We start from the raw sequence: 18,546 nt of genomic DNA, 5'->3' as shown, positions 1-18,546 counted from the left end.
GGCTGGGGCGTAGCCACCGGCTACGCCCGAAGCCGGCTACGCCCGAGGGTCGAGCGTGGAGGCGAGGAAGTCCCGGGCCAGCCGGGTGAACTCGTCGGGCTGGTCGTAGGTGACGATGTGTCCGGCATCGGCGACGGTGACCAGCCGGGACCCGGGTGCCGCCGCGGCCGCCGCGGTCAGCTCGTCGGCCCCCACGAGCGAGTCCTGGTCGCCCCGGACCCACAGCGTCGGGACGGTCAGGCGTGACAGCTCGGGCAGGAGGTTCAGCCGCATCGAGAACGGTCCGTAGGCCTGGGTCTGCCAGTCGTCGAGCCCTGGCTCGCCGTGCGTGTCCTTCGCCCGGGCTTCCTCGATGGCCAGGCGCACGATGTCCTCGAAGTCGCGGGTGTTCGCGCCGGCGGTGAGGCTGGTGAGCATGGACTTCCGGACCAGCTCCGGACGGCGGGCGACGTACCGGCTGGTCAGCCGCATGGCTCCGGGTGCGCGCAGGAACAGCCAGGTGAGGAGCTGCGCCCGGCGGCGGGCGCCGATCCCTCCTGGTCCGACGGCGATCAGGGAGCTGACCCGTTCCGGATGGTCCAGCGCGTAGCCGGTCGCGATGCCGCCGCCCATCGAGAGCCCGATCATGGCCACCTGTGGCAGGCCGAGGGCGTCCAGCAGCTCGTCGAGGAACCGGCGGTAGAAGGCGTCGTCGAGCACGCCCTGCCAGGGTCGGCTGCCGCCGTGCCTCGGCAGGTCGACGAGGTGCACCCGATGGTCGGCGGCCAGCGCGGGCGCGACCCGCCGCCAGACGCCCTGGGCGGTGTCCAGCATGGCGCCGTGGAGCAGGAGGACCGGCGGCCCTGTGCCACCGGCCTGGTAGTGCCGCACCGGCCCGCCGGAGACGGTCAGGTCGGTGTGGGTCTCGAAGAGGCTGGTCACGTGGGCTCCTTGAGTAGGTCGAGCTGGGCGTCGAGGCGTTCGAGCAGGGTCAGCTGTGCCGCACGGGCCGCATCGGGATCGGTCGGCAGGTCCGTGGCGAGCCCGCGGCCGACGAGGTCGGCGAACAGCTCGACCGTCTCGGCCAGGTCGGTCGCGGCGGTCGCGCCGAGCACGCCGGGCGCATGCGCCAGGCCCAGCGTGAACACGCTGAGGACCCGGACGATGGTGTCCGCGGGTATCGCGGGGTCGAGCACGCCGGCGCGCTGCAGGCCGGTGACGTAGTCGGTCAGCCAGCCGAGGCGCTGCAGGTAGCGGTCGTCGGTCACGTCGCGCACGTGCGTGCCGAGCACCGCCTGGTCGCCCAGGTAGAGCGCGCGCATCATCGGGTCGCCCAGCAGGGCCTCGACGGCGAACCGGTACACCGCGGGCAGGTCCACGAGGTCGGGTGCGGTGAGCACCCTGTCGTGGACCTCGGCGGTCAGCTGTCGCATGCTGCGGTTCAGGACCGCCGCGAGGATGGCCGGCTTGTCGGGGAACTCCAGGTAGACGGCGCCCTTGCCGATCCCGGCGCCGGCCGCGATGTCGGCCACGGTGACGTCCGCCCAGCCCTTGCTCAGGATCAGGTCCCGCGCGGCCGTGAGGATGCGGCCCCGACGGTCGGCGACGAGCGGACGTGGCATGTGGCTACCTCTCGTAGTGACTCAAACGCATATTCGGGTCACTACGAAGACTACACGGGCCCAGAAGGGTGGCGTCAGAAGGTGGCGGTGCGGGGTCCAGGGGTCTAGCGGGCTGCACTCAATCCCATTGCGGCAGACCTCAGGGGTGCTGGACGAACGGGGCGGCGTCGCTGTCGACCAGCTCGGACGGTGGCGCGGGAGAGAGAGCGTCGGCAAGGCTGCGGAACGCGAGGGCGTCGATCACGCCGTTCCGTTGGCCGTTTCTGCTCGGCGCGATCCTGAGAGTGACGGAGGCTCTGTGGGCACTCGGCCGGATGTAGTAGCACGCGTCCGTCTCCGGACAGTAGATGCATACGACGTCGATCGCGCTCTTGTCCGTCGGTCTGGTGTGAGTTCCCTGCCGGTCGTTCCAGACGGACCGGAAGTGCACCGTGATCGCGCCTGCACGAGCCGTGCGGTACTTCACCTGCATCCGGTGGAACGCGCCATCCCGGTATGCGACAAGGTCGAACGGCGCGTGCTCGGTCGCCGGGAAGAGGGCGATGAAGCCCTGGCTGACAACATCCGCGTGGGCCTTGGCCACACCTAGGTCGCCTTTGTCCTTGGTGTGGTGTGGTGGCATGGCCTCAAACTAGTGGACGCGTGCTCCATCGCTCGGCTCGTCGACCGCTTCATTTGGCATGGTCAAGTCCAGCCCGACCTAGGCTAAACTCGCTTCGCTTGCCTCCGTAGCTCAGTTGGATAGAGCGGGTCACTTCTAATGACTAGGTCGCGGGTTCGAATCCTGCCGGGGGCACCGATCTGTTGTCATGGAGCGCGACGGTTCATCCTTTCCGTCCCGCTCTGTCAGTACAACAATTCCTGTGTTCCTGCATACCAACAGTGCGGCACGGGTTGGCAGAACGAACTTGACCTATCAGGATGAAGCCGTGACTCCAGGAACACGCTCCGCAGTGCTCGGCCGTCGGGGTGGTGTGGACCCGAACGTTGCGGAGCAGCTCGGCTTCACGGTGCACGACGTCGTCCGAGATCTGCGCCGCGACGTCGCGTCCACGACGCTCCCCCTTCCCATCGACAGCGCCGAAGAAGCCGAAGCCTCCCGGATGCGACTCCTGGCGCAGCTCGACGAGCACCTCCTGCCGCGCCTCGCCGAACTGTCCAGCCCCGCCGTCGTCGTGCTGGCGGGCTCCACGGGAGCCGGGAAGTCCACCCTGTTCAACAGCCTGCTGCGCGAGGAGGTGTCCGAGGCCGGCGTGCTGCGGCCGACCACCCGCGAGCCGGTCGTGGGTGTCCACCCACGCGACGTCGACACCCTCACGCCGGGCCCCGTCACCGAGCTCGCCCGGCTGGTCAAGCACGAGGGCGTACCGCGCGGGACCGCGCTGATGGACGCGCCCGACCTCGACTCGTTCCTGTCGGAGAACCGCTCGACCGCTCACCAGCTGCTCGAGGCCGCCGACCTCTGGCTGTTCGTCACCACCGCGGCCCGGTACGGCGACGCACTGCCCTGGCAGGCCCTGGACCGCGCGAAGGAGCGCGGGGCGAGCGTCGCGATGGTGCTCAACCGGGTCCCCAAGGAGAACCTGACCACCATCCGCGCCGACCTCAACTCGCGGATGAAGGAACGGGGCATGAAGGACGTCCCGCTGTTCATCGTGCCCGACGTCGGGCCGCACGAAGGGCTGCTCGACCCGAAGCTCGTGGAGCCCATCCAGCGTTGGCTCGGGCTGATGGCGGGACCCGAGCGGTCCCGGACCATCATCCTGCGCACGCTCAAAGGTGCGCTCGGCGCCCTCCCCGACTGGGTGATGGGACTCGTCGCCGCCGTCGAGGACCAGGGCACCGCCGCCTTCGACCTGCGCAACGCCGTCGACTCCGTCGTCCCGGACGAGCAGCTGGCGGCACGGACCGCCGTCCTGTCCGGCGCGGCGGGCGAAGGCACCGTCGCCGCCCGGTTCGCCGAGCTCGAGAGCACCCACCGGATCTCCCGCGTGACGGTCCGCGACGGCGTCGCACGGACCACCAAGCGCGCGGGCAAGGCCCGCGAGGCGGCGCTCGCCCGGCTACGCGAGGAGGTCGAGGCCACCGCGGCCCGCGCGTTCGTGGCGGCCGGCGTCCGCACCGAGGAGAGCCTGCGCGGCCTCCTCGCCGGCCCCGGCGCACCACCCGCCGGGGAGACGATCCTCCCCAACGGCCCCGAGCGCGCCAAGGACCGCCTCGCCTGGGGCCAGGAGACCGCAGCCGCGTGGGCCGCGCGGGCCGAGGACATCGTCAGCCGCATGGACACCACGGCCGCCGAGAGCTCCGAACCCGCCGCAGCGGTCCGCGCCGCCGGTGCCCGGAAGACGTTCGGCGACACCGGCCTCGCGACCCTCCTGCTGGCCACCGCCCTCGGGAACGACGACTCCGCACGGCTCATCGACCGGGTTCTCGGCGAGACCGTCGGCGAGGCCATCGAGGAACTACAGGGCGAACTTGCCGACAAGGTGGCCCTAGCGGTTGCGGAAGAGGCCCGTTCTGTCCAGAGTGCCCTTGACGTCCCCGCCTTAGCCGACGACGCGGCCGCTCCGCTCCGCGTGCGGCTGGCCGAGCTCAGGAGGCTGACATGACGAGCCACGACGCGACACTGAGCGCGCGCACCGAGGACCTCGGACGAGCGCTCCAGATCGCGGGATCGCGCCTCGACGACGCAGTCTTCGGCAAGGTCGCCAGCTCCGTCGCAGGCGTACGGGAAAGACTCGCTCTCGGGGTCGACCACACGGTGGTGGCGCTCGCGGGCGGGACCGGGTCCGGCAAGTCGAGCACCTTCAACAAGATCTCCCGCCTCACGTTCGCCGACGTCGGCGTGAAGCGCCCCACCACCGCCAAGGTCACCGCCTGCTCGTGGAGCGACGACGCCTCGGCGCTGCTGGACTGGCTCGGTGTCGAGCGCGAACGCCGCATCACGCGAGCCGGGGACCTCGACGCGGCGGACGAGGCGAGCCTCGCCGGACTGGTGCTGCTGGACCTGCCCGACCACGACTCCGTGGCACCTGGTCACCGGGACGTGGTGGACAAGGTGTTGCCGCTGGTCGACCTGCTCGTGTGGGTGGTGGACCCGCAGAAGTACGCCGACGACGCGCTGCACACGGGCTACCTGCGTGAGTCGTCGGGGATGCAGGCGTCGACGGTGGTGGTGCTGAACCAGATCGACACGGTCCCGGTGGGCCAGCGCGACAACCTGGTCAACGACGTGAAGCGGCTGCTGCGCGACGACGGCCTGGAGAACGTCCCGGTGGTCGCGGCGTCGACGAAGACGGACATCGGCATCGCCGACCTGCGTGGGCTGCTGGAGCAGACGGTCGCCCGCCGGTCGGTCTCGGCGGGCCGGGCCGCCGGTGAGCTCGACGCGGCCGCGACTCTGCTGCTGAGCCAGACGCCCGCCGAGGTGCCGTGGCACATCGACACGGTGCTCGAGCGCGAGGTGGACGCCCTGGCGCGGGCGGCGGGCCTGGAGTCCGTCGCGGCGCAGGTCGGCGCGGCGGTGCGCAACGGGTACGGCTCGCCCGAGTTCCGCACGCCCGACCCGGACTCGATCGCACTGTCCCGGTCGCGATGGCTCAGCGGATCGGGGGAGTCGCTCAAGCCCGGCTGGCAGCGGTCGCTCTCGGCGAGCGTGGCGAGCGCCCAGGAGGTGGCGACGGCGTTGGCGACAGCACTGCAGGGCGTCACCCTGGACACCCGCGGCCCGACGACGCAGCGTCTCACCCGCCGGCTCGCGCTCGGGGCGGTGCTGTTCGCCGTGGTGCTCGGGATCGCCACGGTGCTGGCCGCCATGGGCATCCTGCCGGCGGACGAGACCTGGACGACGGCGCTCGGTGTGCTCGCCGTCGTGGCCGCGGCAGCAGCGCTCGTGGTGTTCCTCGTGGCCGTGCAGCTGCGGCGCGCGCTGGGCGCCCGGCGGGCGCAGGGTGTCATCGCGTCGGGCAGGGCGGCGATCGAACGAGTGCTGCAGCAGACCCTCGGTGCGCCCACCCAGAAGCTGCTGGACGAGCACCGCGCCGTGCGTGAGCTCGCACAGAGTGCGCGCGACGACGGACCCTCCGCACCGCTGCGCCTGGAAGAGAACACGACCACAAGCGGCTCGATGAGGGCTTCGTCCCCAGGAGTCGTCCGCCTCACGGATCTGGGCACCGTTCGCGCCTGATGCTGGGTACGGGCCGGCCACTGGGACCGGCCCGTCGACCCAGGAGGGCTGAGAAATGAACGATGTCACGGTGACCGTGTCGGGCAACGCCGGCAGCACGCCGGCGCTGCACCTGAACGCGGCCAAGAACCTGGAATGGACCACGTTCCGCGTGGCCAGCACCCGGCGCTACGTGAACGAGAACGGCGACTGGACCGACGGAGCGACGCTCTGGTTCACCGTCAAGGCCTGGCGGACGGCCGCGCTGAACGTCGTCGAGTCGGTGCACAAGGGCGTTCCGGTGGTCGTCACGGGCCGGCTCGAGCTGGACGAATGGACCGGTGCCGACGGTCAGCAGCGTGCGGGCCTGGTGATCGTCGCGACGGCGATCGGCGTCGACGCGACGCGCGGCAAGGTCGGCTTCACCCGGGTGGTGCACCACGACACGGTGCCGGACGGAGCCCCTGTCACCCCGGTGGACGGCGGTGGGCTGACCGCGACGCGGCCGGGCGACGTCGACCCGTTCGGCCTCGACGTCCTGACGTCCACGGACGGCGACGAGCTCCTCGGTGACGAGGGCAACGAGGGTGACGGCGCCGGCGTCGGGCAGCGCGAGCTGGTGAACGCGTAGGCTGGGGCAGTCGTGCTCCGCGGTCCGCGGGTGCCGGGGGAGAACCTCCGCGCAGGGATTGCCCGGCACCCGCTCCGCGTGAGCGCACCCGTCCGAAGTACCTTCTGTGAACGGTGGAACACAGGCAGTGGCTGAATACATCTACTCCATGTACAAGGCGCGCAAGGCGCACGGCGACAAGGTCATCCTCGATGACGTGTCGCTGAACTTCCTGCCGGGCGCCAAGATCGGCGTGGTCGGCCCGAACGGTGCCGGTAAGTCCACGATCCTCAAGATCATGGCCGGGCTGGACCAGCCGTCGAACGGCGAGGCGCGCCTCTCGCCGGGCTACACCGTGGGCATCCTGCTGCAGGAGCCGCCGTTGAACGAGGAGAAGACGGTCCTGGGCAACGTCCAGGAGGCGGTCGGCGAGATCCTCGCCAAGAAGGCGCGGTTCGACGAGATCTCCGCGCTCATGGCTGAGCCGGACGCGGACTTCGACGCCCTGCTGGCCGAGATGGGCACGCTGCAGGAGGACATCGACGCGGCCGACGCGTGGGACCTCGACTCCCAGCTCGAGCAGGCGATGGACGCTCTGCGCTGCCCGCCGCCGGACGCCGACGTCTCGGTGCTCTCCGGTGGTGAGCGCCGTCGTGTCGCGCTCTGCAAGCTGCTCCTGGAGAAGCCCGACCTGCTGCTCCTCGACGAGCCCACCAACCACCTCGACGCCGAGTCGGTGCTGTGGCTCGAGCAGCACCTCGCGGGCTATGCCGGCGCCGTCCTCGCCGTCACCCACGACCGGTACTTCCTCGACCACGTCGCGGAGTGGATCTGCGAGATCGACCGCGGGCGTCTGTTCCCGTACGAGGGCAACTACTCGACGTACCTCGAGAAGAAGCAGGCCCGCCTCGAGGTCCAGGGCAAGAAGGACGCCAAGCTCTCCAAGCGCCTCAAGGAGGAGCTGGAGTGGGTGCGGTCGAACGCCAAGGGCCGGCAGACGAAGTCGAAGGCCCGTCTGGCCCGCTACGAGGAGATGGCGGCGGAGGCGGACCGCACCAGGAAGCTCGACTTCGAGGAGATCCAGATCCCCGCGGGCCCGCGTCTCGGTTCCCTGGTGCTGGACGCCGAGAACCTGCAGAAGGGCTTCGACGACCGCGTGCTCATCGACGGCCTGTCGTTCACGCTCCCGCGGAACGGCATCGTCGGCGTCATCGGCCCGAACGGTGTCGGTAAGACCACGCTGTTCAAGACGATCGTGGGCCTGGAGCCGCTCGACGGGGGCAACCTCAAGATCGGCGAGACGGTCTCGATCTCGTACGTCGACCAGTCGCGTGGCGGTATCGACCCCAAGAAGACGCTCTGGGAGGTCGTGTCCGACGGGCTCGACTTCATCAAGGTCGGCAACGTCGAGATCCCGTCGCGCGCGTACGTCGCGTCGTTCGGGTTCAAGGGTCCGGACCAGCAGAAGCCGGCCGGCGTGCTCTCCGGTGGTGAGCGCAACCGCCTCAACCTGGCGCTGACGCTCAAGCAGGGCGGCAACCTGCTGCTGCTCGACGAGCCCACCAACGACCTCGACGTCGAGACCCTCGGCTCGCTGGAGAACGCCCTGCTGGAGTTCCCCGGCTGTGCCGTTGTGGTCTCGCACGACCGGTGGTTCCTCGACCGCGTGGTGACGCACATCCTCGCGTACGAGGGCACCGAGGAGAACCCGGCCAACTGGTACTGGTTCGAGGGCAACTTCGAGTCGTACGAGGCCAACAAGGTCGAGCGCCTCGGGGCCGACGCGGCACGGCCGCACCGGGTCACCTACCGCAAGCTGACCCGCGACTGACCGCTGACGGTTGACGAGAGAGGGCTGTGGCCGGCGTTCCAAACGCCGACCACAGCCCTCTTTCGCAGGAAAGAGATATGTCCGAAAGGGTTATCCTTGCCGCATTAGGACATCTTCGACAAGATGCCGCAGTGAGCCCTGCCCTGCGTCCCGGGTGGCGTGACCTTCCGCCTCCGCTGCGAGACCGCATCACCCACCTGCTCGGCGCCCGCGTGATCGGCTCCAGGCATCCCGGCGACTCCGGGATACTGCCGGGTGCGCAGTTCCAGGTGCAGACGACGAAGGGCAACACCTTCATCAAGGCGCTGGGCACGGAGCTGCCCGGCCCGCTGAGCCTGTTGCGCCAGGAGATCGCGCTGTCGCCTCTGCTGCCCGACGCCGCGCCCCACCCCGAGCTGCTGTGGTCGATCGACGAGGTGCTGCCCAACCTCGGCACCTGGGTGGCCATCGGTTACTCGATGCGTGCCAAGGTGCGGCCGATCGATCTGTCGTGGCCGGAGGAGGACGTCGCCTCCCTGATCCGGGTGGTGCGCTCGATCGGCGAGATCGAGGCCCCCGACGACCCGATGTTCCTGCCCGAGGAGAAGACGTTCCCCACGAACTCCTGGGAGATCCTCGCGGACACGCGACCCGACGGGCTCGCGAACCACTCGCCGTGGCTGGCGCACCGGCTGGAAGGGCTCGCGGAGATCGCCTCGCACGCGCCCGACGCGATCACGGGCACGAGCCTCCAGCACGGCACGCTCCGCGTGCAGAACGTCCTGCTTCCCGCGGTGCCCGACGAGAAGCCGCTGGTCGCGGACTGGATCCGGGGCAGTGTCGGGGCTCCGTACCTCGACCTGGTGTCGATGCTGGTGCACGTCCGGGCCGGCGACGGGCCGCCGCCCGAGGCGACGCTGCGCCGGTACGGCGTACCGCCCGGCACGGAGCCGGATGCTGTGACCTGCTGGATCGCGGTGCTCGCCGGCCACTACGTGAAGTCGTCGATGGAGCCACCGCCGGCCGGTATGCCCGAGTTGCGTCCCTACCAGCACCGGCTGGCCCGCACCGCGGTCTCCTGGCTGCAGACGCGGCTCGGATTTTGACGTCACCGCAGGTCGCGCACCACGGTTGTGGTGCACGCATCGCCGTTTGTGGTTTGCAGGGTGAACTTCTGTTGGGCACACTCCGGCCATGAGTGCTGTTCGGCGGCCGGCGTGGTCCGATCTCCCCCCCTCTGTCCGTTCCCGCGTGAGCGAGACCATGGGGGGACGCGTGATCGGCTCCGCTCCGATGAGCGGGACCGAGCCGGCCGGCACCCTGGAGGTGCTGCAGACAGCCTCCGGACGGTCGATCGTCCGCGCCGTCGGGCCGGAGGCGCCGCTGACGCAGGACCGGATGGCCGCCGAGGAGGTCTCGGTGGCCACGCTGCCCGACGACGTCCCGATGCTCCCTCGCGAGTGGTTCGTCGACGAGGTGCTGCCGGGCGCCGGGCGCTGGGTGGTGCTCGGCTACCGCAACGAGCCCATCCGCCCGCCGCACGACCCGTGGGACGAGGCGGACCTGGCCGCGGCGGTCGAGCTCGCCATCCAGATCGGTTCCAGCGAGGCCCCGCCGGGCCTGCCCGACGCGCTCGACCTGATCGACAGCAAGGCCTGGGCCACCATCGCCGCCATGCGGCCGCCAGGACTCTCGGCCTTCACACCGTGGCTGTCCGACAAGATCGAGCACCTCGCGGAGATCGCGAGCTACGCCGACGAGGCCATGTCCGGCAAGAACCTCGTCCACGGCGCCCTGCGCCGCGAGTCGATCCTCATCACCGACCACGGCTGGGACGCGACCAGTGCCCACGCCGTCGACTGGTTCATGCCCTCCCGCGGCGCGTCGTTCCTCGACGTCGTGCTGCTGCTGCCGCACCTCCGGGTGGACGGCGCCCCGCCGCCCGAGGTCGTCATGGACCGGCATCCGCTGCCCGACGTCGACCCCGAGGCGCTCACCTGCGCGGTGACGGTCACCGCCGGTGCGCTCGTGCTCGAGTCGATGCGACCGCCCCAGCCGGGCCTGCCGCACGGCCGTGCCGTGCAGCGCGAGGTCGCGCACGCGGCCCTCGAATGGCTGCGTACCCGCCTCGGCGGCTGACCTTTTTGCCGCACTATCGCGCCTGACCAGGGTGTCTGCGGCAGACTGGGCGCCATGACCGATGAGCCCGACGACTCCGCTGCACCTGGCGCACCGGATCGGGCGACTGCCCCCGAGCCGGCGGCAGCCGCCGAGCCGGGGACCGCCTCCGGACCGGCCGCGGTGCCCGCTGACGGGACCGGAGACCGGATCAGCGACGGCTCCGGCCTGGTCGGCGCCCTGGAGGTCCTGCGAGCCCGGCTGGGCGCACTGCGTCTCCCGCTGGAGACGTCGGGTGCGCAGACGGCGCGCACGGACCTGCGGCGCGCCACCGACCAGCTCGACGACTACCTCCTGCCCCGGCTGCGTGCGCAGAAGGCGCCGCTCCTCGTGGTGGTCGGCGGGTCGACGGGCGCCGGCAAGTCGACCCTCGTGAACTCGGTGCTGGGCGACGTGGTGACCCAGCCGGGTGTGCTGCGGCCCACGACGAAGGCTCCGGTGCTGGTGCACCACCCGCTGGACGCGCGCTGGTTCTCCACGGACCGGGTGCTGCCGGGCATGGCGCGCGTGACGGCGTCCGGGGTGGCCCAGCCGTCGGACGGCGGGACGCCGTCCGAGCCCAGCCGCACCCTGCGTCTCGTGCCGAGCGAGGCGCTGCCGAAGGGCCTGGCCCTGCTGGACGCCCCGGACATCGACTCGGTGGACACGGCCAACCGCGACCTCGCGGCTCAGCTGCTCGGGGCGGCCGACCTGTGGCTGTTCGTCACGACGTCGGCCCGGTACGCGGACGCGGTGCCGTGGGACCTGCTGCTGCAGGCCGCGGGGCGCAAGGCGCAGGTGGCGATGGTGCTGGACCGCGTGGACCCGGGCGCCGAGGCCACCGCCGACGACCTGCGGGACATGATGGTCGAGCAGGGCCTGGCGGAGAGTGCGCTCTTCGTCATCCCCGAGGTCGAGCTGGTCGACGGGATGCTGCCGGAGGAGGCGGTCTCGGACGTGTCGCGCTGGCTCACCGGGCTGGGCGGCGACGCGGAAGCGCGCGGGCGGGTCATCGCGGCGACCCGCGACGGCGTCGTGGACTCCCTCGTGGAGCGGGCGGGGGCCCTGGCCGACGCCGCCGACGAGCAGCAGGCGGCCGACGTCCGCCTGCGCCACGCGGTGGACCGTGCCTACGCGGACGCGGTGGCCCATGTGGAGGCGGCGACGTCGGACGGTGCGCTGCTGCGGGGCGAGGTGCTCGCGCGCTGGCAGGACTTCGTGGGCACCGGCGAGTTCTTCCGCGCGATCGAGGAGGGAATCGGCCGGTTCCGTGACGCCGTCGCGGGGTTCTTCCGCGGCAAGCCGAAGGAGGCGCCCCAGGTCGAGCAGGCCATCGCCCACGGCCTGGAGTCCGTGGTGCTGGACGCCGCCGAGGACGCCGCCGAACGGTCCTACCAGGCGTGGCGGGGCGACGCCGCCGGTGCGGCCCTCCTGGAGGGTCTGGAGCTGTCACGGACGCCGGCGGCACTCCGCGCCGAGGTGGCCGGCCAGATCCGCGGCTGGCAGGGCGATGTCCTGGAGCTCGTGCGTGAGCAGGGCGCGGCCAAGCGCGGTACCGCGCGGGTCCTGTCGCTCGGGGTGAACGGCCTCGGTGTGACCCTGATGATCTTCGTGTTCGCCTCGACGGGCGGGCTCACGGGCATCGAGGTCGGGATCGCGGGCGGTTCGGCGGTCCTCGCTCAGCGGCTGTTGGAGGCGGTATTCGGAGAGGACGCCGTACGGCGCCTGGCCATGCAGGCCCGCGACCGGCTGCGGGCCCGCATCCAGGCGGTCATGGACGGGCAGGCGGCCCGGTACACGGCGCAGCTGGACGCCCTGGGCTCGGCGGAGGCGGGCGGGGCCGGCCTGCGTTCGGCGGCCGACGCCGTCGCCCTGGCCGCCTCGGCGGAACGACGCGACCGGGCTCGCGCCGCCGACGTCGGCCCGGACACCGGTACGACGGCGGTCACCGAGGACCTCACCGAGGGTCGGGGCCTGCGCGGCGTCCGGGCCCGGTCGGCGGGCGGAGACCTCGCGACGGGCCGGAGCGACCTCGCCGAGGAACCGGCCCGGAAGGGCTTCTGGAAGCGCCTGTTCGGGGAGGGCGACCGATGAGCCGGCTCGACCTGGCCGACCGGACCACTGCCCTCGAGACGGCCGTCGAGGTCGCGGAGGGCCGTATCGAGCCGGCCCTGCTGGACGCGGCGCGTGCCGTCGCGACCCGGGCGCGGGAACGGGGCGGCCTGTCCGCCGAGCACACGGTGGTGGCGCTGGCGGGCGCGACCGGATCGGGCAAGTCGTCGGTGCTGAACGCCGTGGCAGGTGTCGCGGTCGCGCAGCCGGGCGTGCGGCGCCCGACGACGTCGCACCCCATGGCCGCCGTCTGGGGCGAGGGTGCGGACCCGCTCCTGGACTGGCTGGAGGTCGGACGGCGCCACCAGGTGGGCGCCCCGACCGCGGAGGGCGAGCCGTCACCGCCGCCGGTCGACGCCGGACCGTTCCGGCGTCGGACACCGGTGGGGGACACCACGGGGCTGGTGCTGCTGGACCTGCCGGACCACGACTCGGTGGTGACCGAGCACCGGATGCGGGCCGAGCGGCTCGTGCAGCGCGCTGACCTGCTGGTCTGGGTGGTCGACCCGCAGAAGTACGCGGACGCCGCACTGCACGAGGGCTTCCTGCGTCCGCTCGCGGGGCGTGCGGAGGTGGTCGTCGTCGCGCTCAACCAGGCGGACCGCCTCACCGCGGACGAGACCTCGGCGATGCTGGCCGACCTCAAGCGCCTGATGGCGCAGGACGGCCTGGAGGGGGCGCGCGTGCTCGCCGTGTCCGCCAAGACGGGCCAGGGCATGGACGATCTGCGCGCCCTGCTGGCGAAGGCGGCGGCCAAACGGGAGGCGGCGACCGCCCGCCTCGCCGCGGACGAGCGGGCGGTGGCACAGCAGATCGTCGACGAGTGCGGCACACCGCCGCCGTCGCGCCTGGGAAACCAGGCCAAGGGCGAGCTGGTGGCGGCGCTCGAGGCGGCAGCAGGGGTGCCGACGGTGGTCGACGCCGTACGGGCCTCCGCCCGCCGGGATGCGCGTGCGGCGACCGGCTGGCCGCTGACCCGCTGGATCGGGCGGCTGCGCAGGGACCCGCTGCGGCGGCTCGGGCTGCGGACCGCGGACCGGGAGCACCGGGCGCCGTCGGGCCGCGACGACCTGGTCCGCACGTCGCTGCCGACCGCCCGGCCTGCCGTGCGGTCGGCCGCCGCCTCAGCCGTGCGGCGTTACGTCGAGGAGGTGACGCGCGGTGCCGCGGACCCCTGGGTCCTGGCCGCCCGCGCCCGCGGGCAGGCGGGGATCGAGACGCTCCCCGACGCGCTCGACCAGGCGGTGGCGAGCACCCGGGTGGAGGCGTCGCGTCGCCCGATGTGGTGGTCCCTGGTCAACGTGGTCCAGTGGACCCTGATCGCCGTGGTGGCAGCGGGCCTGCTGTGGCTGCTGGTCCTGTTCGGGTTCGCGTACCTGCAGCTCCCGCCGCCGCCGACGCCGGTGCTCACCCTGCCCACCTGGTCGGGGGACGGCGGCGTCGTGTTCCCGGGGGCGCCGGATTCGGGCGCGGGCGACGGGCTCGGCGTCGACCCCTTCCTGATCCCGTGGCCCACGCTCATGGTGCTGGGCGGACTGGCGCTCGGCCTGCTGCTCGCCCTGGTCTGCCGGGTGTTCGGCGCGCTCGGCGCCCGCCGCCGCGCCATGGGCGCCCGGCGCCGCCTCCGGCAGTCGGTCGGCACGGTCGCGGACCAGCTGGTACGTGCTCCGGTGGGAGACGAGCTCTCCCGGCTCGCGAGCTGTCGGACGGCGGCGACGGTCGCCGCGAGCTGACCCGCGCTCCGTCATGCCCACGGCACGGGGTGGGGGTGATCAGCGGCGGAACGTGACCGGGTCCTCCTCGAACGGCTTCCACGCCAGCCGCTCGCCCTCCGTGAGCCTTCGGGGCCGGTTCGTGGTGGCGTCGACGAACACGAGAGTGGTGGTGGCGCGCGCGTAGGGCTTGCCGCCCGACGTCGGACCGGTCTTCGCCATGCCGGCGACGCCGTCGTGCACCTCGTAGGAGACCTCGGCGCTCGCGCCGCCGATCCGGCCGAGCCACATCTCGACGCGCACCGGTGTGCGCGTGAACAGCAGCGGCCGCAGGTACTCGATGCGCTGGCCGGCCACGAGGGTGTGCGAGTCGGCGTCGGGTCCGGTGGGAACCACCGCCGTCGGCCAGGCCTCGCCCTCAGGGGCCTCGGGGTGCAGCCAGAAGGCGGTGATCCGGGCATCCTCCAGCAGGCGGAACATCGCCACGTTGTTGACGTGCGCATAGGCGTCGAGGTCGGACCAGCGCAGCGTGACGGGGACATGGAGGCGTGTCATGGTGCTCATTTTCCTCCACGCGTGACGACCTGCGGCCCGGCCGTCGGCAGAGTGGTTTCAGCCTGTCCGAATTGGTAGATTCATCCCCTTGGTTTCGCCCCGGAGGAACAGTTGGATCTGCCCAGGCACCACTTCGACCCGGTCACCCTGCACGAGGTGTTCGACGACGGCCCCGCCGCCCAGGCGTTTCTCGCCGAGCTGGCGGAGCGCTCGGACCGTGACACGCCGGACGTGCTCGCCGTGCGCGTGCCGCTCACCCGTGCGCTCGCCGCCGAGGCGGACGACCCCGACCGCGAGCTGGCCGAGGCCGAGCGGCTCGGGTGGCTCGCCGTCCGGCTGAACGGCGGGCCGAGCGACGACGCGGCGGCCGCGCACTCGAACGCCTCCGACGTACCCCTCGGTGCCGTCCCGTCGCTGATGCGGCTGGCTCACGTGCTGCAGTGGCGGCACCGGTTCTCGGAGGCGGACCTGCTGTTCGGCCTGGCGCTGGAGGCGGCGCACTACTACGGGGAGCATGCCGCGAGCATCGAGCACGCGCACCGGCTCGAGTACCTCGCGCTGCAGCACTGGGGCACCTGCCGGTACGACCAGGCGCTCGAGGTGCACGCCGACCAGGCCCGGCCCTACCTCGGTGAGGCCCTGGCACTGTTCGAGCGGGCCCTGGAGCTGCGGATCGAGGCAGGTGCCGGCCCGGAACAGGTGGCAGCCACCCGCCAGGCGGTCCGGGCGGCCCATGACCGCCTGGCGGAGCTCGGCGCCTAGGCCGGCAGTCGGATCATGCCTTCCTGGCCGGCCGAGGCGACGAGGGCGCCGTCCTGCGTGTAGACCTTCGCGGTACCCAGGGCACGGCCGCCCTGGGCGGTGGGCGAGGTCTGGACGAACAGCATCCACTCGTCCACCCGGACGTCGCGGTGCCACCACATGCCGTGGTCGAGGCTGGCCATCGGCACCGAGGCGCCGACGTCCTGCCAGGACCTGCCGGCGGCCCGCAGCGCGGGCTCGAGCATGAGCTGGTCGCATGCGAAGGCCAGCAGGGCGCGGTGCATCGCCTGCTCCTTGTTCTCCAGCGGACGGCGGGTGCGCATCCAGACCATCTGGGTGGCGGGCGGCGTGCCTCCGTCGGCCACCGCGGTGTCCGGCTGCAGGTACAGCGAGCCGCCCACATGCCGCAGCTCGAACGCCGAGTCCGTCCAGAACTGGGCCCGGACGGCTACCCCCTCCGGCAGGCTGGAGAGCTCGTCGAACGCGGAGCGGACCTCGTCGGGCGGCGGGACGTCCTCGGGCATGGGCATCGCGTGCTCGTAGCCGGGCTGGTCGTCCTGGAAGGACGCGATCATCGACAGGATCGGCTTGCCGAACTGGATGGCGTGGGTACGGCGGGCGCTGAACGAGCGTCCGTCGCGCAGCCGTTCGACGGCGAAGTCGATGGGCTCCTCGACGCGTCCCTCGCGCAGGAAGTAGCCGTGCAGCGAGTGGATCAGGCGGCCGTCCGGGACCGTGCGGTCCGCGGCCAGGATGGCCTGCGCCAGTACCTGGCCGCCGTAGGCGCGGTTGGCCGGGCCGGGCATGCTGTCGCCGCGCAGCACGTCCTCCTCGCCGCGCGGGCCCCAGCCCTCGAGGTGCCGCAGGTCGAGCACCTGCAGCAGGCGGTCGAGGGCGTCGGGCTGGCGGTCCGGCGCGGTGCCGCCGGAGGTCGGGTCAGGGGTGGTGGCGTCCACGAGCGGGCGTCTCCTCGTCGGTCCTCTGGTCAGTCTTCGAACGTGTTGATCATGCTGAAGGCGGCGCGCTCCAGGTAGTCCCACAGCTGCGACTCGTGGATCGGCGCGAGGCCGAGCGAGTCGACGGCGGTCCGCATGTGCGCGAGCCAGCGGTCGCGAGCGTCGGGATTGACCTTGAACGGCATGTGCCGCATGCGCAGGCGCGGGTGACCGCGCTGCGCCGAGTAGGTGGTGGGGCCGCCCCAGTACTGCTCGAGGAACATCGTCAGACGCTCCTTCGCGGGCCCCAGGTCCTCCTCGGGGTACATGGGGCGCAGCACGGGGTCGTCGGCGACGCCGTCGTAGAACGCGTCGACGAGACGCACGAACGTGTCGTGGCCGCCCACGGCGTCGAAGAAGGATTCCTGTGTCACGTCCGTCATCCTGCCACTGGACGGTGACAGGACGATGACAGCGGCGTGAAACGCGGTCTCTTGTGACCGAGTCGACAGCAGCGGGGGCCAAACGCTTGCCAGCACCGATAGGCTGGTCGGAGACCTGCAGCGACGCACGGTGGGAGTTGAGACATGACCAAGGCTGACCAGATCCTTGCGGCACTCGGAGGGACCTCGAACGTCGTCGAGCTGGAGCCGTGCATCACTCGGCTCCGAGTAGAGGTGAGCGACCCGTCCCTCGTGGACGAGCCGGGACTGAAGTCGTCCGGCGCGTTCGGCGTGGTCCGGTCCGGCCGGGTGGTCCAGGTGATCGTCGGGCCCGAGGCGGACAACCTCGCTGCGGAGCTCGACACGCTCAGGGTGTGACGGCACGGGCCCGGGGGTTCCCGGGTCCGTGACCGGCCTCACGATCGCGTCGCCGCGCGCGACCGTGAGGCGAACGCCCTGTGAAAATCGCGCAGGAGTCCCTCGCGCGCGGCCGGAGATGTCCGATGCGGCATCCCGATCCGAGTAGGTTGGCAGTCGTGTTCGAGTCTCTTGCTGCCACCGTCTTCGACAGCGCCGAGGACTTCTGGTCCTGGTTCCTGGACAAGCCCCTCACGGTGATCCTGACCGTCGTGATCGGCCTGCTCACGATCTACGTCCTGCGGCGCGTCATCACCTCCCTCACCGAGCGCATCGCCATCGGCCAGAAGCCGCGCACGGTGGTGGAGCGTGCCACCGACCCCGTGGCCACCACCACGGGCGGCGTGCCCGGCGCCGCGCCGGCGAACGGCAAGCGGCGCCGCAAGAACATGCTGATGTCGCCGCAGGCCCTGGCCGACGCCCTGAACGTGGCCAACCCCCGGGCGGCCGAACGGCGCGCCCAGCGCGCGCGGACCGTCGGCTCGGTGCTGAACTCGTCGGTCAACATCGTGGTGGGCGCCATCATGGTGCTGTACATCCTCCAGACCATCGGCCTGGACATCGCGCCGCTGCTGGCGACCGCCGGCGTGGCGGGCGTCGCCATCGGCTTCGGCGCACAGAGTCTGGTCAAGGACTTCCTCTCGGGTGTCTTCCTCCTGATCGAGGACCAGTTCGGGGTCGGCGACATCGTGGACCTCGGCGGCGGGGTGGTCGGCACGGTCGAGGCGATGGGCCTGCGGCTCACCCAGGTGCGCGCCTTCGACGGCACCCTCTGGTACGTCCGCAACGGCGAGATCCTGCGCGCCGGCAACAGCACCCAGGAATGGAGCCGTGCGGTGGCCTCGGTGCAGGTCCCGCTCGGGACCGACGTCGACGTCGTCCGTGCCGCACTGGGCCGCGCCGTCGACCGGGTGAAGAACGACCCCGAGATCGCGGACAGCCTCCTGGAGACGCCGTCGGTGCGCGGCGTCGACGCCGTGGACGCCCTGGGCCTGACCTTCACGCTGCACGCGCAGGTGCGCCCCGCGCAGCAGTGGCTCGTCGCCCGGTCGCTCCGTGTGGCGGCGCACGCGGCCCTGCTGGACGCCGGCGTCGTCCTGGCCTCGTCGACCGTGCCGTACGACGAGAGCGCACAGAGCGAGACCGGGTCTGCCTGACCGCGGACGGGCGGCCGCGCCGGCGGCCCCCACGGTGATGTCCACGGCGGCCCTGCCGCCACTCGCCTCGGCCGGCTCGGCCCAGGTTCTGATGCTGTCAATTCGCCGGA

17 protein-coding genes and 1 tRNA gene are annotated in these 18,546 nt (G+C 71.9%); 12 read left to right on the top strand and 6 right to left on the bottom strand.

Annotated elements, in window-relative coordinates; translation table 11 throughout:
• Window positions 1-36: 36 nt before the first annotated feature.
• The 3 genes from LUU90_RS06730 to LUU90_RS06720 form a co-directional block, all read right to left on the bottom strand.
• On the bottom strand, window positions 37-921 hold the full coding sequence (locus LUU90_RS06730; RefSeq protein WP_275002583.1) for an alpha/beta fold hydrolase: 885 nt from the start codon (window positions 919-921) through the stop codon (window positions 37-39).
• Window positions 918-1,601, bottom strand: coding sequence for a TetR/AcrR family transcriptional regulator (locus LUU90_RS06725; protein WP_275002582.1), 684 nt, complete (start codon window positions 1,599-1,601; stop codon window positions 918-920). Before LUU90_RS06725 ends, LUU90_RS06730 begins: the two co-directional genes overlap by 4 nt.
• 139 nt (window positions 1,602-1,740) lie before the next feature.
• The gene (locus LUU90_RS06720; RefSeq protein ID WP_275002581.1) at window positions 1,741-2,223 is read right to left on the bottom strand and encodes a group I intron-associated PD-(D/E)XK endonuclease; all 483 of its coding nucleotides are present in this window, start codon (window positions 2,221-2,223) and stop codon (window positions 1,741-1,743) included.
• Between the two features lie 100 nt (window positions 2,224-2,323).
• Here LUU90_RS06720 and LUU90_RS06715 point away from each other — a divergent pair.
• The 9 genes from LUU90_RS06715 to LUU90_RS06675 all read left to right on the top strand — a co-directional run bounded on the left by LUU90_RS06715 (window position 2,324) and on the right by LUU90_RS06675 (window position 14,188).
• Window positions 2,324-2,397, top strand: a tRNA-Arg gene (locus LUU90_RS06715).
• 133 nt (window positions 2,398-2,530) lie between these two features.
• A complete protein-coding gene (locus LUU90_RS06710) occupies window positions 2,531-4,210 on the top strand; it encodes a GTPase (RefSeq protein WP_275002580.1) in 1,680 nt (559 codons plus the stop codon).
• Complete coding sequence (locus LUU90_RS06705) at window positions 4,207-5,787, top strand: GTP-binding protein (RefSeq protein ID WP_275002579.1); 1,581 nt, start codon at window positions 4,207-4,209, stop codon at window positions 5,785-5,787. The genes LUU90_RS06710 and LUU90_RS06705 overlap by 4 nt, the downstream gene beginning before the upstream one ends.
• 55 nt (window positions 5,788-5,842) lie before the next feature.
• The gene (locus LUU90_RS06700) at window positions 5,843-6,397 is read left to right on the top strand and encodes a single-stranded DNA-binding protein (protein WP_275002578.1); all 555 of its coding nucleotides are present in this window, start codon (window positions 5,843-5,845) and stop codon (window positions 6,395-6,397) included.
• 127 nt (window positions 6,398-6,524) lie between these two features.
• The gene (gene ettA, locus LUU90_RS06695) at window positions 6,525-8,207 is read left to right on the top strand and encodes an energy-dependent translational throttle protein EttA (RefSeq protein WP_275002577.1); all 1,683 of its coding nucleotides are present in this window, start codon (window positions 6,525-6,527) and stop codon (window positions 8,205-8,207) included.
• 131 nt (window positions 8,208-8,338) lie between these two features.
• Entirely contained in the window at window positions 8,339-9,292 is a 954-nt protein-coding gene (locus LUU90_RS06690) for a phosphotransferase (RefSeq protein ID WP_275002576.1), read from the top strand.
• A 145-nt stretch (window positions 9,293-9,437) separates the two neighbouring features.
• Window positions 9,438-10,325: a hypothetical protein gene (locus LUU90_RS06685; RefSeq protein WP_275002575.1), complete on the top strand. Its 888-nt coding sequence runs from the start codon at window positions 9,438-9,440 to the stop codon at window positions 10,323-10,325.
• 54 nt (window positions 10,326-10,379) lie between these two features.
• On the top strand, window positions 10,380-12,437 hold the full coding sequence (locus tag LUU90_RS06680) for a dynamin family protein (RefSeq protein ID WP_275002574.1): 2,058 nt from the start codon (window positions 10,380-10,382) through the stop codon (window positions 12,435-12,437).
• Window positions 12,434-14,188: a GTPase gene (locus LUU90_RS06675; RefSeq protein ID WP_275002572.1), complete on the top strand. Its 1,755-nt coding sequence runs from the start codon at window positions 12,434-12,436 to the stop codon at window positions 14,186-14,188. The genes LUU90_RS06680 and LUU90_RS06675 overlap by 4 nt, the downstream gene beginning before the upstream one ends.
• 39 nt (window positions 14,189-14,227) lie before the next feature.
• On the opposite strand, the gene LUU90_RS06670 is transcribed toward LUU90_RS06675, so the two are convergent.
• Window positions 14,228-14,722 (bottom strand): acyl-CoA thioesterase, encoded by a 495-nt coding sequence (locus tag LUU90_RS06670; RefSeq protein ID WP_275002571.1) that lies wholly within the window; start codon window positions 14,720-14,722, stop codon window positions 14,228-14,230.
• Between the two features lie 111 nt (window positions 14,723-14,833).
• Between LUU90_RS06670 and LUU90_RS06665 the strand changes: the two genes are divergently transcribed.
• Window positions 14,834-15,484: a hypothetical protein gene (locus LUU90_RS06665; RefSeq protein ID WP_275002570.1), complete on the top strand. Its 651-nt coding sequence runs from the start codon at window positions 14,834-14,836 to the stop codon at window positions 15,482-15,484.
• On the opposite strand, the gene LUU90_RS06660 is transcribed toward LUU90_RS06665, so the two are convergent.
• Window positions 15,481-16,440, bottom strand: coding sequence for an acyl-CoA thioesterase (locus LUU90_RS06660; protein ID WP_275002569.1), 960 nt, complete (start codon window positions 16,438-16,440; stop codon window positions 15,481-15,483). The genes LUU90_RS06665 and LUU90_RS06660 overlap by 4 nt on opposite strands.
• A 29-nt stretch (window positions 16,441-16,469) precedes the next feature.
• The gene (locus tag LUU90_RS06655) at window positions 16,470-16,862 is read right to left on the bottom strand and encodes a globin (protein WP_425596201.1); all 393 of its coding nucleotides are present in this window, start codon (window positions 16,860-16,862) and stop codon (window positions 16,470-16,472) included.
• Window positions 16,863-17,006: 144 nt separating this feature from the next.
• On the opposite strand from LUU90_RS06655, the gene LUU90_RS06650 reads away from it, so the two are divergent.
• Together LUU90_RS06650 and LUU90_RS06645 are read left to right on the top strand one after the other, a co-directional pair.
• Complete coding sequence (locus LUU90_RS06650) at window positions 17,007-17,240, top strand: glucose PTS transporter subunit EIIB (protein WP_020018155.1); 234 nt, start codon at window positions 17,007-17,009, stop codon at window positions 17,238-17,240.
• Window positions 17,241-17,398: 158 nt separating this feature from the next.
• Window positions 17,399-18,436: a mechanosensitive ion channel family protein gene (locus LUU90_RS06645; RefSeq protein ID WP_275002567.1), complete on the top strand. Its 1,038-nt coding sequence runs from the start codon at window positions 17,399-17,401 to the stop codon at window positions 18,434-18,436.
• Window positions 18,437-18,546 lie beyond the last annotated feature (110 nt).

This window comes from Promicromonospora iranensis, assembly GCF_028994775.1.
In the GTDB taxonomy this organism is placed as follows: Bacteria; Actinomycetota; Actinomycetes; order Actinomycetales; family Cellulomonadaceae; genus Promicromonospora; species Promicromonospora iranensis_A.
Note: the sequence above shows the minus strand (reverse complement) of the source record. Positions and strands in the feature narration are given on the sequence as shown.